The organism is Clostridium sp. LIBA-8553 (genome assembly GCF_057782465.1).
The window spans coordinates 538,925-553,978 of record NZ_CM173489.1 but is presented as its reverse complement, the minus strand read 5'-3'; the positions used below and the strand labels follow the sequence as shown (position 1 = coordinate 553,978).

Sequence of the window (15,054 nt, the reverse complement as noted above, 5' to 3'; positions counted from 1 at the left end):
GATATATGTATTTATAGTTACTTATATCTTTACCAAATCATATCCCCAATTTTATCCTTTAATAGAATTATATAGAGAATTGCATTAAAATTAAATATATAAATGTATTTTCTTATCTAAAATAAAAACAAAAAAAAGTTCTACTTTAAAAAGTAGAACTTTTATGGTTGCGGGAGCAGGACTTGAACCTACGACCTTCGGGTTATGAGCCCGACGAGCTACCAGCTGCTCCATCCCGCGTCATTAAATTGTCTCTCTGACATGTACTTAGTATATTCCTAATTCTTTAATAAGTCAAAGGTTATTTTTAATAAAATATTTTCTAATCCTATATTAACTACTTCTAATAGAGTTATAGCCTCAATAAGAAAGTTAAAATTTTTTTTATTTTTTATAGAAATATTAATTATTAACTGACTTCTTCTATATAAATTTAAGCTTATCTATTTTAGAAAAATTTGATTTTCAACTAAGTCATTTATAGCTAAATAAATAATTTTCTTTGAATATGTCTATAAATTTGATTCAACCTATAATCTAAAGATCTTTCTTGATTTAACTGTTATCTTAATAAATAAATTGTAAATATAATATCCCAAAATTCCACTTAAAGTATTACATGTAAGATCATTAATTTCAAAGAATCTTTTTGTATTTGGAAAAACTAAAGATAATACAACCTGAGAAGTTTCTATAAATAAAGATGTTAAAAAGCAGAATTTTAATATAGTCATCAAAGAAGGAATATATGAATTTTCTCTTATACCTTCTTTATTTTTTCTTTCAAAACCTTCTAAGAGTTCATTTATTATTTTTACTAAGCTTTTTCCTAAAGTTAATTTTTCCTCATCTATACTATAAAAATAACAAAGGAAAAAAGCCATTGGACTTAGCACTATTAAATTGCCTGTTAATTGATAAATAACACTTTCTAATCCACCCATAAGGTATATTTGTTTTATACTCCAAAGTGGTCTTAGCCAAATTTCTGGTGGGTTATAAACAATATGATTTCCCCAAGCAATAGTTAATGGGAAATAAACTCTTGAAATTACGCCAATTATGTAAATACAAAATAAATCAAACATAAACTCTTCACCAGAATATATGCCTTTATATATGTGTTCTTTTTTAATTATTTCTTTGATTTTAAATACCATTCTAAAAAGGCAAAAAAATAAAATACCCCATATTAAGAATTGATTTTGAGAAATAACAATCATAAACTCTCCTTCTGACCATAAACCTAAATATTATTCTCTAGAAATAAATTTCACTTCTAATATTACTTAATTATATCCCAAACAATCTAATTTTAATCAATTTAATTTTAAATTATAAAAGCCATGTTTTTCTAAAAACATGGCTTTAAAACTAAGCTTGAGTTACAAGCACTTTTTCTTCTTCTTTTTCCTCTTTTTCTACAACATGAGTCTCTTCAAATATATTTCTTGTAACAGACAACTCTTTTAAATAGTCAATAAATCCATCTCTAAGATCTGGTCTTCTTAAAGCGTACTCAACAGTAGCCTCTAGAAATCCTAATTTATCTCCAACATCATATCTTCTTCCCTCAAAGTCGTAAGCATACATAGCTTCCTCACTCATAAGCTCTAAAAGAGCATCTGTTAATTGAATTTCTCCACCTTTACCTGGCTTTGTATTTTCTAATATTTCAAATATTCTAGGTGTTACTATATATCTTCCTAATATAGCTACATTTGAAGGAGCTTCCTCTGGTGATGGCTTTTCAACTAGTCCCTTAACCTTGTAAACTCTTCCCTCTATATGTTTTCCTTTAACTATTCCATATTTAGATACATCCTTCTCTGGAACAGTCTGAACACCTAATACACTAGTTCTATACTCATTGTAGCAATCAATTAATTGCTTTAAGCATGGTTTTTCATCATTATAAACTACATCATCTCCAAGTAATATAGCAAATGGTTCATCCCCAACAAAAGTCTTTGCACAATGTATAGCATGTCCAAGTCCTTTTGGTTCTTTTTGTCTTATATAATGAATATCAACCATTTCTGATATATCTCTAACTAAATCTAAAAGCTCAGTTTTACCTGACTTTTCAAGTTCCATTTCAAGTTCAACATTACGATCAAAATGATCTTCAATTGCCTTCTTACTTCTTCCTGTAATAACAAGAATTTCTTCAATACCTGAAGCTATAGCTTCTTCTATTATATATTGAATAGTTGGCTTATCAACTATTGGAAGCATTTCCTTAGGTTGCGCCTTTGTTGCAGGTAAAAACCTAGTACCAAGACCTGCTGCTGGTATTATTGCTTTTCTTATTTTTTTACTCACTCTCTTATCCCCTCGTACAATAAAAATTTAAAATCCTAAAAAAATACTTTATATATAAATATTTTAATGGACTCGTATTTCAAAATATCTATTTTTAATTAACCATCAATTTTATACTCTCTAAATAATGTAGATTTCTTAAACATACTAAGTTAAATTTATCCTATTTAATTATAACATAGATTTAGGTTATCTAAAATTCTTCATACCAACACATTGCCACTTCCAAAAGTCTTTACACATGTCCTCTAAATTTTTCTCTGCTTTCCATCCAAGTTCTTTCTCAGCTTTTGATGGATCTGCAAAGCTAGTAGCAATATCTCCTGCTCTTCTTTCTACTATTTTATATGGTATTTCTTTTCTTGATGCTTTTGAAAAAGCCTCGATTATTTCTAATACAGAATATCCTTGTCCAGTTCCTAAGTTATATGTGCTAACTCCTGAACCGTCCTTTAACTTTTTCATAGCCGCTACATGTCCCTTTGCTAAATCCACAACATGTATATAATCTCTTACGCCAGTTCCATCCGGAGTGTTGTAATCATTTCCAAAAACTCTTACATAATCTAATTCACCATTAGCTACCTTTGAAACATAAGGCATAAGATTATTTGGTATTCCATTAGGTAATTCACCAATTAACCCACTCTCATGAGCTCCAACTGGATTAAAATATCTAAGCAGTACAATATCCCATGAATTATCTGATACATATATATCTCTTAAAATATCCTCTATCATTGTCTTACATCTACCATAAGGATTTGTTGCAAAACCTGATTGAAGTCCTTCATGTACAGGAACTATTTCACTCTCTCCATAAACAGTAGCTGAAGAACTAAATATAAATTTCTTAACATTATGGTTTCTCATGCTTGTTAAAAGATTTAAAGTTCCAATAATATTGTTATTATAATATTCTAAAGGTTTTTCAACTGATTCTCCGACTGCTTTAAGAGAAGCAAAGTGTATAACAGCATCTATTTTTTCAATTTCAAGAACATTATCTATATCTTCAAAATTGACTAAGTCACCTTCATAGAACTTTATTTTCTTACCTGCTATATCTTCAACTATATCCTTAACTTCTTTTCTACTATTTATTAAGTTGTCAATAACAATAACAGAATTATTCTCATCTTTTAATAACTCTATTATTGTATGGCTTCCTATGTAGCCAATTCCACCAGTTAATAATATATTCATTAAAACTTCTCCCTCACCAAAAAATTACATCTAAAATTATATCATAAAATAATTCTCCCTTACAAATTAACAATATCTAAAAAATAAAAAGTTGATATTAGTATTTATACTAAATCAACTTTTCATTAATTTAACTTTTATTCACAAGAAAATTAAAGTTTAATAAGTTCTTCTTCCTTTTCTTCTATTGATAATTCTTTTAAATAATTAATAAATCCATCTCTAAGATCATCTCTTCTTAAGGCATACTCAACAGTAGCTTCTAAAAATCCTAGTTTATCTCCAACATCATATCTTCTTCCCTCAAAGTCATAAGCATACATAGCTTCTTGACCCATAAGTTCTAGAAGAGCATCAGTTAATTGAATTTCTCCACCTTTACCTGGCTTTGTATTTTCTAATATTTCAAATATTCTAGGTGTTACTATGTATCTTCCTAATATTGCAACATTAGAAGGTGCTTCTTCAACTGATGGTTTTTCAACTAACCCTCTAACTTTATATACATTTCCTTCAATATGTTTTCCATCAACTATACCGTACTTAGAAACATGATTTTCTGGGACAGTTTGAACTCCTAATACACTAGTTCTATATTCATAGTAACAATCAATAAGTTGTTTTAAACATGGTTTTTCTTCATTATAAACTACATCATCCCCAAGTAGTATGGCAATATGACTTTTTATAATATTATCAAACAAAACAGATTTTTTCTTACCTTCGCTATAAATACATACCCTTATAAAAATAAAAACTAAAATTCCCCAAAATGAAAATTTATTCCAAAAGATTTTATTGCACAAAAATAAAAGAATAAGCTGAAAGATGGGCTGAAAAATTTAATACTTCAATAGTAAGTATTTATGAAATTAAGAATATTGATTCTTTAAATATAAAAAATTTGAAGATTATACTGATGAATGGCTTGAATTTGTAGTTATCTGTCGTAGTGGCAATGTTCATGAATATGATGTTGTTATAGGACCAATGGTAGATGATACTATTTAGGATTATATTGAATCATATACTCATGGACAAATTAATAAGAAAAAATTCTTTGAACTTATGAAATTCAAGTATCCTACACATCAAATAAGTTTTCATACAATTAAGACTTTAAATTGTATCAATTTTATTGAGAGTTATGAAATTAACTAACCTATCGCAAAGATCTAAAATTCACCCAATAGAATGTAATATTCAAAAATTCACCATATAAAATTTTGATAAAAAAATTAATAAAATAAAATCCAGTAGATATGTATTTGAAATTCTACTGGATTCTTTACAGTCTTTTTCTAATTATTTAATTTTTAATTTATATAATTGTCCAGATTCATTTTCATCAACCAGTTCATAATTATTCTCTATAAATGATTTAACATGGTTATTTAATATATCATTTATATTCTCTGTAACAACCCATGTTGGCGGATTATTATCAAAATAATCATTTAAATGATTATTTATACTTGGATCAAAGCTAGCCCACCAATCCTGTAAAGTAAAATATTTATTTGATGGTAACAAATCAGAAATATAATACCATTTTGCAGGTATATTATATCCTAATAGACTCTCCCCTTTTGGTATATCTTTAGATAATTCAATTGCTTCCTGCTTATATCTATCACTATCCATTTTTTCAATTTTTAGTTTGTTAGTTTTATGATATAAAAGTCCACCTAAAACTACCACAACTAAAACTGATGATATTATAATAATTAATTTATTACTTAATATTCTCCAATATTTAAATGCAAGTATTATGTTAAACATAAATCCTATTGAAGCAATAGTAGTATAATGTAAGTATGCTTTTCCACCTACACTAATTGCTACAATTGTTACTATTAAATTAATCAATACAAATACGCTTAATTCATATTTTAATTTTAATGCAAGTATTACAATATTAATAATACTTATTAATATAAATGCTATTATTATTAATCTAAATAGATTACTATACTTAAACATATCTGTAATGTTTTCAATAAAACCATTTCCTTTATACTTAAAGTTATATAAAAAAGTAGCATACATAAAATCATAGAAAGATCCTTTTACTAAAAAATACCCACTTATAGGAAGAAATACAATTAAGCTTCCTAATATAAAATTAACTATGCTAGTGGTTATTTTCTTATATTCTTTTCTATATAAAAGTATAAGTAATACTGTTAATACTACACTGACAAGTATAGCAGCATTATTCACTCTAATTAAAGCTACTGCCATAAAGCAACTTCCTAATATAAAAGGATATTTATTCTTAAAATCAAATTTTTCTGAGTAATACTTAACAAAAACATATAACCCTATTATGCAAAATAAATTACTATATTCCTCAGATAAATTTCCACCTTCAAAAGTAAATAATATATATATAAAATAAATTAATGGTACTAAGTACTTTATTTTACTTTCCATTAATACATCACAAATTTTAATCATTAATAGAACTGTAATTATTAAGAAAATGGTTTGAACTAGCCATACTCCTAATGTACCTTTAATAAATATTTGTGGTATAGCATTTAAGAAAAATAGTACAGGTCCTTTATGATCAAAAATATCTACATAAAGAGAATTTCCCTCAGCAACACTTCTTCCTATTGTTAAAAATATTCCTGAATCAGCTCCAATAGTTGAAATTATCGGTGATGTTGTTGTAGATACTATAGCATTAAATAATGCACTAACTATTATGACGGCTATAATCTCAAGTGATTTAATTACTTTTTTATTATTCATATTAATCCCTTTCCATATTAACATTAGTCTTCATTTCTAAAGACCCAAACTTTATTAACTATATAGTTAATAATCATAACTATTGCTGTTGTTATTACTAGTGCTATTAACTTTCCAATATTAAACATATCAACTAATATGAATAATATGATTGTATTTAATATTAATCCAACTATATTCAATATAATAAATTTTATAGATGCATTATCTTTAAATCCCTTTGTATATCCAAAAACCCATTTAGAATTCCATAAATAACTATTAATCGTTGCTACTGTATATGCTATTACATTTGATACTATATAATAAATACCTAAACTATTTAACAAAAAAAATATAATCCAATTTAATAATGTATTGATAACACCTACAATAGCGAATTTAATAAATTTACCAATATCCTTATTTACAATATTCAATATTAATTAATCCCTTCTTTATTCAATATTTTATTGTTCATCTATTTCTGAAATTCCTGAATACTCATCTATAAAATATAAAGGTCTTCCTTTGACCTCTATAAATACTCTTCCTAAGTATTCACCTATAACCCCTAAACTGATAAGCTGTACCCCTCCAAGTAATAACATAACACATATTAAACTTGCATATCCTGGAACATCTACTCCATAAACTAAAGTTCTTATAGCTATGAAAATCATATAACCAAAAGAACCTACTGCAAATAATCCACCTATAAATGTAGCTATCCTTAAAGGTGCTATAGTAAATGAAGTTATTCCCTCAATAGCTAAATCCATAAGTTTAAAATAATTCCACTTTGTTTCACCAGCAACTCTAGAATCTCTCTTAAACTCTATTGCTTTCTTTTTAAAGCCTATTAAACTAAACATACCTTTAGTATATCTTTGTTTTTCTGGAAATGCTTTTAATGCTTCTACAGCTCGTCTACTTAATAAACGAAAGTCTCCAGTATCCTTTTGGATAGGAACATTAGATACCTTGTCTAATACTTTATAAAAACTCTTTGATGTAAACTTCTTTAACCAAGTTTCTCCTTCTCTACAGCTTCTTTTAGCATAAACATCATCATAACCTTCTTCATAATACTTAAGCATATCCACTATTAATTCTGGTGGATCTTGTAGATCTGCATCTATAATAGCGACTACATCCCCTGATACATAATCAAAGGCTGCTCCCATAGCTACTTCTTTACCAAAATTTCTTGATAAATTTAAATAACAAACTCTTGAATCTTTTTTTCGATAGTTCTTAACTATATCTAATGACTTATCTCTACTGCCATCATTAACAAATAAAAATTCTACTTTATAATTATCTATCTTATCTGCTAAAGATACTAATCTTTTATAAAGATGAGGTAGTGATTCCTCTTCATTATACATAGGTATTATTATCGATAATTTTTCCATGATAATTCCTCACTTTCTTAATCTTGTAACCTTCAACCAAATCACCTAGTAAATAAGCTAGAATAGCTTACATTACTGTTAAATTATAATAATTTTTAAGATAAAAGTAAAATAACATTTCAAAAGTTCAATTTAAATTAAAATTAATATATTTTTTCTTACATCTCTAAATCCACTTCATAGCTAGTAATTTTAATTAACCAAGAAAAAAAGCCATACTATAAATTCAGTATGACATTTAAATTTATTATACAAGAACAAGTTCTTCTTCAATTTCGATTTCTTCTTTAGCCTTTTCTTCAGTTTCTTTATCTGATAAACCTCTTAAATATTCAATAAATCCATCTCTAAGATCATCTCTTCTTAAGGCATACTCAACAGTAGCTTCTAAAAATCCTAGTTTATCTCCAACATCATATCTTCTTCCCTCAAAGTCATAAGCATACATAGCTTCTTGACCCATAAGTTCTAGAAGAGCATCAGTTAATTGAATTTCTCCACCTTTACCTGGCTTTGTATTTTCTAATATTTCAAATATTCTAGGTGTTACTATGTATCTTCCTAATATTGCAACATTAGAAGGTGCTTCTTCAACTGATGGTTTTTCAACTAACCCTCTAACTTTATAAACATTTCCTTCAATATGTTTTCCATCTACTATTCCATATTTTGAAACATGATTTTTAGGAACAGTTTGAACACCTAATACACTAGTTCTATATTCATTATAGCAATCAATAAGTTGCTTTAAACAAGGCTTTTCTTCATTATAAACTACATCATCACCAAGTAGTATGGCAAAAGGTTCATCCCCTACAAAAGTCTTTGCACAATAAATAGCATGTCCAAGTCCTCTTGGTTCCTTTTGTCTTATATAGTGGATATCAACCATATCTGATATGTCCCTAACCAAGTCTAAAAGTTCAGTTTTACCTGCCTTTTCAAGTTCCATTTCAAGCTCAACTGATTTATCAAAATGATCCTCAATGCATTTTTTACTTCTTCCTGTAATAATAAGAATCTCTTCAATTCCTGAAGCTATAGCTTCCTCTATTATATATTGAATAGTTGGCTTATCAACTATTGGAAGCATCTCCTTAGGTTGTGCCTTTGTTGCAGGTAAAAATCTAGTTCCAAGACCTGCTGCTGGTATTATAGCTTTTCTTATTCTTTTACTCACTTTCTTATCCCCTTTTAGCTAATTTTTTAATATATTTTATCTATTTTATTATCTATGTATAAATTAATATTAAATTTATAAATAGTATTTATCAAAGAAATAACATAGCAAGTTCAGAGGAGTTAGAACTTGCTATGTCTTTATATTATATAAATAATATCTAATTTACTTAAATTTAAATATAAAATTAAAGTTCTTTATTTACAATATCCATTACAGATTTTTCAAATTTCTCTATTTTTTCATTTGATTCTTTTAAACCTTTAGCCTCAATAGCTAAATATATTTTCATTTTCGGTTCAGTTCCTGATGGTCTAATAACAAACCATGAGTTATCTTCTAATATATATTTTAAGACATTAGATTTTGGAAGATTAATTTCGCTTTCTTCCATAGTATTATTATCTATTTCTTTACTTAATTTATAATCAAATGAGGTTTTAACCTTAACTCCTAAAACCTCTTTAACAGGATTATTTCTTAAAGAATCTATGCATTTAGCTATCTTTTCTTGACCTTCTTTTCCTGCTAATTCTATAGATATAAGTTTTTCTTGTGTATATCCAAACTTTTCATATAATTCAATTAAAGCTTCATAAAGAGTTAATCCATTTTCTTTATAATATAATGCCATTTCAGCAATTAAAGTTGAGGCTATAACTGCATCCTTATCTCTAACAAAAGTTCCTGCTAAATAACCATAACTTTCTTCTAAACCAAAAATAAAATCATTGCTCTTAGTTTTTTCAAACTCTCCTATTTTTTCACCAATGTATTTAAACCCAGTTAGAGTGTTTATAAGCTCTACTCCATAAAAGTCCGCTATGTTTTTAACTCCTTCTGTAGTAACTATTGTTTTTATGATAGCTCCTTCTGAAGATAATTTCCCTTCATCTTTTAGTGATTTTAAGATATAATCAGCTAAAAGCATTCCTGTTTGGTTTCCTGTTAAAACTTTATATTCTCCTGAATTATCTTTTACAACAACACCTATTCTATCGCAGTCAGGATCTGTTCCAAATATTATATCTGGATTTTCAGTTTTAGCCATTTCTAAAGCTAATTTAAATACTGATTTATCCTCTGGATTTGGATAAGCAGCCGTTGGGAAGTTTCCATCTGGCTTTTCTTGATCCTTAACAACTTTAACATTTTTAAATCCAAGTTCACGTAAAACTCTTCTAACTGGTTTATTACCTGATCCATGAATTGGAGTGTATATTATTTTTAAATCTTTAGCATTCTCTTTAACTAAATCTTTTCTTATGACTAAAGACTTAACATTTTTAATGTACTCCTTGTCCACATCTTCTCCAATATAAGTTAATAATCCTTTGTCTAAAGCCTCTTTTTCTTCCATAGTTTTAACATGCTCAAATATATGTATTTTGTTGATGTTTCCTATAATTTCCTTAGCCGTTTCGTCAGTTATTTGTCCACCATCAGCTCCATAGACCTTATATCCATTATATTGTTTTGGATTATGTGAAGCTGTTATAACTATTCCTCCTGAACATTTAAGTTCTCTCACTGTAAATGAAAGTTCTGGAGTTGGTCTTAAATCTTCAAATAAAAAAACTTTTATATTATTAGCAGCAAAAGTTAATGCTGTTGCCTTAGCAAAGTCCTTAGACATATTTCTTGAATCATAGGCAATAGCTATAGATGGATTTTCAAAATGTTTTTTTAAATATTCTGAATAACCTTGAGTAGCCTTTGAAACAGTGTATATATTCATCCTATTAGTACCAGCACCAATAACTCCCCTTAGTCCACCAGTACCGAACTCTAAATCCTTATAAAATCTATCCTCAATTTCTATTGGATCATTTAATCCTTTTAGCTCTTTTTTTATTTTCTCTGAAACCTTGGCTGAGTCTAGCCACATTTTTAGTTTTTCTAGATGCTTCATAGTTTTCTCCTCCTAAAAGAATATTATAATTTTTTAATATATTTTTTCTTTATAAATCTCAATTTAAATTCACTAAGAATACTTAATAAAAATCTATCTTTTAAACAATACATCAAAAATAAATAAACACTTATTCCTATAATAATTTCTAAAATAGTCCATAATACTCCTATATTTAAAATTAAAGTTATTGGATAAATAATCATAAACATAATTGCAGATCCAATCAATGGTTTTACTATAGATTTAAGTATCTTTTTGAAATCAACAAAATTTCTCAAAAAATATAAATAAATCATACTAACAATAAATTCAGCTATTACAGAAGCTATTGTTGTTCCAACGGATTTTAGTTCTTTTATAATAAAAAAGTTAATTATTACATTAATTATTGCTCCTCCAATAACAGCAATTGTAAATTGTTTTTCTTTTTTCATTGAAAGTAAAATTTGTGACCCAAAAATATTTCCCCATGAGATAAATATAATTATCATAGATCCTATTTTTAATAGTGATGATACTCCCAAAAATTCTCTTCCATAAAACCATATGGAAAACCCATCAGAAATTGCTATCAATCCAGCAACCATAGGAAATGCCATAAAATTAATATAATCTAAAGCTTTATACATTAATCTCTTTAGTTCTTTAACCTTTCCTTCTGAATATAAAGAACTCATTCTAGGCAGCATTATAACTCCAAGCGAAGTTAATAATGTTAATGTCAACTTAATTGTTTTTTGTGAATTCTCATACAAACCAACTTGATAAACATTTGTCATAGCTCCAAGCATAGTCTTATCTAGAACTGTATACATTTGAATTGCTACCTGTGAAATGAATAATCCAATTGCAGGTCTAATATGTTTTAAAACTTTATTTACATTTATATTTAACTTTGTTATTTCTACTTTTTGAAACAAATTAAACCACATAACAATTTGACCTATAAAACTTGAAATTGCTAATATAAATGCATATAAAACAACATCACTAGAATCTTTAACAAATATGAAAATAGATACAACGCCTAAAATTTTAACTATAGAATTTCTAATAACTATACTTTTCATATCTTCATATCCAATAAAAAACCATGAAATATCAAAAATAGTTGTAATAACAACTATACCTTGAATTAAGTATAATAATCTACTATTATTATTTATGCCTACAAATATAAAAAAATATATAATTGTAGCTATAATTGTAGTTATAAATTGCAAAATATATATACTCCAAAATTGTTCTGATAATTTTTTTTTATCATTTTTAAAGCATGCTACTTCTCTACTACCATATACTGAAATTCCTATCATACCTAACATAACAAAATATTGAGCATATGATAATGTATATGAGTAATCTCCTACACCATTTGGTCCAAGAACTCTTGATACATAAGGAACTGTTATTATAGGTATAATTATAATTAACATTTGATATATTGTATTATAAATAAAGTTTTTACGTAAACTCATTTTTACTCCTTCTTTATCATTCCTTTATCAGAAACCTTTTTAGCTGGTACTCCCGCTATAGTAATATTAGGTTCTAAAAAATTCTTATTAACAACAGAGTTAGCTCCTATCCTGATGCCATCAGCTATTTTTACATTATTTAATATTTTGACACCAGGACCTATATAAACATCATTTCCTATAATCACCCCATCTGCAAAGTTAGTATGACAATGAATATGACACCTTTTTCCAATTTTAGCATTTCCATTTATAATTATAGTTCCATAATGAAATATACCAACTCCTTCATCTATAGTATTAATTGGTATACTAAATCCTAATTTAACAGACAATACATTCAATCTAACTTTATAATAATTTAAAATTATTTTATTAAAAAATCCCTTTTTACAATTATTATAGTATTCAGTTTTTCTAAGTAATCTAGTAAATTTCTAACAATAATCTCTAAATATTCTAGGCTTTTTTAAACCTTTATCTATCATCATTATTTCTTTGTCAAGTTTAATAAATCTAATGTAATCTTCTTTTGAACTTATCATAAATTTTCTCCAAAAATTTCATCTATAATATTTTTTTCAATTTTTCTAATACTACTTTATCAGAATAATTTTTTAAGAAGAATTCACAAACCTCTTTATTCATTTTATTAAAACTTTTATTTTCATAAAGTAAATTTAAATAATTAATATATTCTTCTTCTGTATTCGCTAAAAATATATAATTATTTTTCAAATTACAATCTAGATTTTCCAAATATCCAACTAAACTTTCATCTGTACCTATAAAATTTTTTCCAAACATAAATGCTTCTGCAGTTTTAACCTTCATCCCAGCACCATCAAATATAGGAGCTATAACAACATTAGCTTTATTATAATAAATAGAAATATCTTCAACTGTACCTACTACATGTATTCTTGAATCATTAAAATTTGACTTTATTGCCTCCATTCCTTTTCCAACAATATATAAATTACAATCAAATTTAATCTTATTCATAACATTATTGCAAAACCATTCTATACCTTTAACATTTGGATAATAATATGCTCCAACAAATAAAATATCAAAATCATTATTAATTATTTCTTTAACCTTGTTGCTTTTTTTCATATATATAGGTAAATTTAAATCACTTCTTTTTTTATAATATTTAAAAAATAATTCATCTTCTCTATTGTTTAAAGTAATATTAAAATCACTATATTTTGAATTAAGATATTCATTATAAATATTCACTATATAATCTGGGAAATATTTAACACCATATTCCTTTAGCCACAATTTACATAAATTTCTCTTTACATCATGATAGAAAGAAATAACCTTTATATTAGGGAATTTTCTTTTTATTGATTTTACTAACTTTCCATAAATAGAATTATCAACAAAAACTACATTATATTTATTTTCATCAATTTTTTTCAATATAGTATTTATAATGTTATTATTTATAAATGGACTATTTAACTCTAAAAAATTTTTCATTTTTTGAAATTTATTCTCATATCCTCTTATACAAAAGTATTGATCTTCTTTATAATTATTTCTTCCAGTTAAAGCAATTACATCTACATTTTCATAACCTACTATATCTCTTAACGTTCCCAAATGTGCTTTAGTAAGCTTATGAGCTCCAATATTTTTTTCTAATATAAAATCTGAAATATATAATATTTTTTTCATATAACTCCTTCTAAACTTAAAGTTTAAAAAATAATCTATCTAAATTTTCAACTTTTCTTTTTATATTAAATTTATCTTTTATAGTTTCATTAGAATTTTTGCATAATTCACAATATTTCTCTTCATCTAATTGACCTAATATTTTTATTAATTCCTCAAGCTGTGAATCATTATTAAATAAAAATCCATTTTTTCTATCAGAAATCATTTCTGGTATTCCATCAATACATCTTCCTATAACCGGAACAGATTCATTTAAACTTTCCAAAACAACTGTAGGTAATGGATCTTCTTTACTAGGTACAAAAATATAATCTACACTCTTTATAAAATCAGGTATTAAACTTCTTTCTAATTTACCGATTAACTCTATATTAATTTTTTTATCAAATATTTCTTCCTTTATTCCATTTAGAATTTTCTCGTCATAATAGTTAAAAACCATCTTCCCCTTAAATTTAGATTTTTCTATAAATTTGACCATTGATTTAGGACTTTTTCTTTCAATAAGTGCTCCAATAAATCCAATAGTTAATTGTTTATTTAATTTTCTTTCATTGTATTCAATATATTCTAATCCATTATATTGCAATATTATTTTTTCTTTTTTCACTCCACTATTCACTAATGAATCTTTTACAGCATTTGAAACAGCAATATATTTATATACATTTTTATCAAAAATTTTTATTAATTTTTGATTGATTGTACCATCTAATATCATGTCATGTATAAATAAATAAAATTTATTTGTTTTATTATTTATAAAATTTGAATACACAATATCTCGTGTATTATTTCCAATAATTGTTCTATAGTCCAAAAATTTTTTTAAATATCTATTAGTACTATAGATATTTAAAACTTTCTTGAACTTATTTTTTACTCCAAACTTACTTTTAGTTGCATTTACAGGATTTAATCCTTTATATTCAAAAACATTTTTAGAAAAACCCTTATAAAATTCTTTAACTTCATTTATACCCGAACATAATATATGTATATTGTTTTTATAATGAGATTTTTCAATATAATCTTTCAAAACAAATTCTGCTCCACTAATTTTGTCTGTTCCTGAAATAATTAATATATTGTCCATTA

Annotated in this window: 12 protein-coding genes, 1 tRNA gene and 2 pseudogenes; 1 reads left to right on the top strand and 14 read right to left on the bottom strand. The window is 26.0% G+C overall.

Going from position 1 to position 15,054, the window contains the following annotated elements:
* Positions 1 to 164: 164 nt before the first annotated feature.
* The 5 genes and pseudogenes from AC2JAQ_RS02330 to AC2JAQ_RS02310 all read right to left on the bottom strand — a co-directional run.
* Positions 165 to 240 (bottom strand) — tRNA-Met (locus AC2JAQ_RS02330).
* 290 nt (positions 241 to 530) lie between these two features.
* Positions 531 to 1,223 (bottom strand): VanZ family protein, encoded by a 693-nt coding sequence (locus tag AC2JAQ_RS02325; RefSeq protein WP_488457714.1) that lies wholly within the window; start codon positions 1,221 to 1,223, stop codon positions 531 to 533.
* Between the two features lie 151 nt (positions 1,224 to 1,374).
* A complete protein-coding gene (gene galU / locus AC2JAQ_RS02320; RefSeq protein ID WP_488457713.1) occupies positions 1,375 to 2,325 on the bottom strand; it encodes a UTP--glucose-1-phosphate uridylyltransferase GalU in 951 nt (316 codons plus the stop codon).
* Positions 2,326 to 2,514: 189 nt separating this feature from the next.
* Positions 2,515 to 3,531, bottom strand: a complete 1,017-nt coding sequence (galE, locus tag AC2JAQ_RS02315) for a UDP-glucose 4-epimerase GalE (protein WP_488457712.1) — start codon at positions 3,529 to 3,531, stop codon at positions 2,515 to 2,517.
* Between the two features lie 152 nt (positions 3,532 to 3,683).
* Positions 3,684 to 4,205: pseudogene (locus AC2JAQ_RS02310) on the bottom strand (UTP--glucose-1-phosphate uridylyltransferase); the annotation flags it as partial.
* A 226-nt stretch (positions 4,206 to 4,431) separates the two neighbouring features.
* Here AC2JAQ_RS02310 and AC2JAQ_RS02305 point away from each other — a divergent pair.
* Positions 4,432 to 4,692: pseudogene (locus tag AC2JAQ_RS02305) on the top strand (DUF3990 domain-containing protein); the annotation flags it as partial.
* Positions 4,693 to 4,836: 144 nt separating this feature from the next.
* On the opposite strand, the gene AC2JAQ_RS02300 reads toward AC2JAQ_RS02305, so the two are convergent.
* The 9 genes from AC2JAQ_RS02300 to AC2JAQ_RS02260 form a co-directional block, all read right to left on the bottom strand.
* The gene (locus AC2JAQ_RS02300; protein ID WP_488457711.1) at positions 4,837 to 6,291 is read right to left on the bottom strand and encodes a hypothetical protein; all 1,455 of its coding nucleotides are present in this window, start codon (positions 6,289 to 6,291) and stop codon (positions 4,837 to 4,839) included.
* 23 nt (positions 6,292 to 6,314) lie between these two features.
* The gene (locus AC2JAQ_RS02295) at positions 6,315 to 6,710 is read right to left on the bottom strand and encodes a GtrA family protein (protein WP_488457710.1); all 396 of its coding nucleotides are present in this window, start codon (positions 6,708 to 6,710) and stop codon (positions 6,315 to 6,317) included.
* Positions 6,711 to 6,740: 30 nt separating this feature from the next.
* The gene (locus AC2JAQ_RS02290) at positions 6,741 to 7,688 is read right to left on the bottom strand and encodes a glycosyltransferase family 2 protein (protein ID WP_488457709.1); all 948 of its coding nucleotides are present in this window, start codon (positions 7,686 to 7,688) and stop codon (positions 6,741 to 6,743) included.
* Between the two features lie 247 nt (positions 7,689 to 7,935).
* Positions 7,936 to 8,868 carry a UTP--glucose-1-phosphate uridylyltransferase GalU gene (gene galU / locus AC2JAQ_RS02285; RefSeq protein WP_488457708.1) on the bottom strand — a complete coding sequence of 311 codons (933 nt, stop codon included), beginning with the start codon at positions 8,866 to 8,868 and terminating at the stop codon, positions 7,936 to 7,938.
* 187 nt (positions 8,869 to 9,055) lie between these two features.
* A complete protein-coding gene (locus AC2JAQ_RS02280) occupies positions 9,056 to 10,780 on the bottom strand; it encodes a phospho-sugar mutase (RefSeq protein WP_488457707.1) in 1,725 nt (574 codons plus the stop codon).
* A 23-nt stretch (positions 10,781 to 10,803) separates the two neighbouring features.
* Positions 10,804 to 12,261: an oligosaccharide flippase family protein gene (locus AC2JAQ_RS02275; RefSeq protein WP_488457706.1), complete on the bottom strand. Its 1,458-nt coding sequence runs from the start codon at positions 12,259 to 12,261 to the stop codon at positions 10,804 to 10,806.
* Positions 12,262 to 12,263: 2 nt separating this feature from the next.
* Positions 12,264 to 12,596, bottom strand: coding sequence for a serine O-acetyltransferase (locus tag AC2JAQ_RS02270; protein ID WP_283701392.1), 333 nt, complete (start codon positions 12,594 to 12,596; stop codon positions 12,264 to 12,266).
* A gap of 232 nt (positions 12,597 to 12,828) precedes the next feature.
* Positions 12,829 to 13,953 (bottom strand): glycosyltransferase family 4 protein, encoded by a 1,125-nt coding sequence (locus AC2JAQ_RS02265; RefSeq protein ID WP_283701393.1) that lies wholly within the window; start codon positions 13,951 to 13,953, stop codon positions 12,829 to 12,831.
* A 16-nt stretch (positions 13,954 to 13,969) separates the two neighbouring features.
* Positions 13,970 to 15,052: a glycosyltransferase family 4 protein gene (locus tag AC2JAQ_RS02260; RefSeq protein ID WP_283701394.1), complete on the bottom strand. Its 1,083-nt coding sequence runs from the start codon at positions 15,050 to 15,052 to the stop codon at positions 13,970 to 13,972.
* Between the last annotated feature and the right edge of the window lie 2 nt (positions 15,053 to 15,054).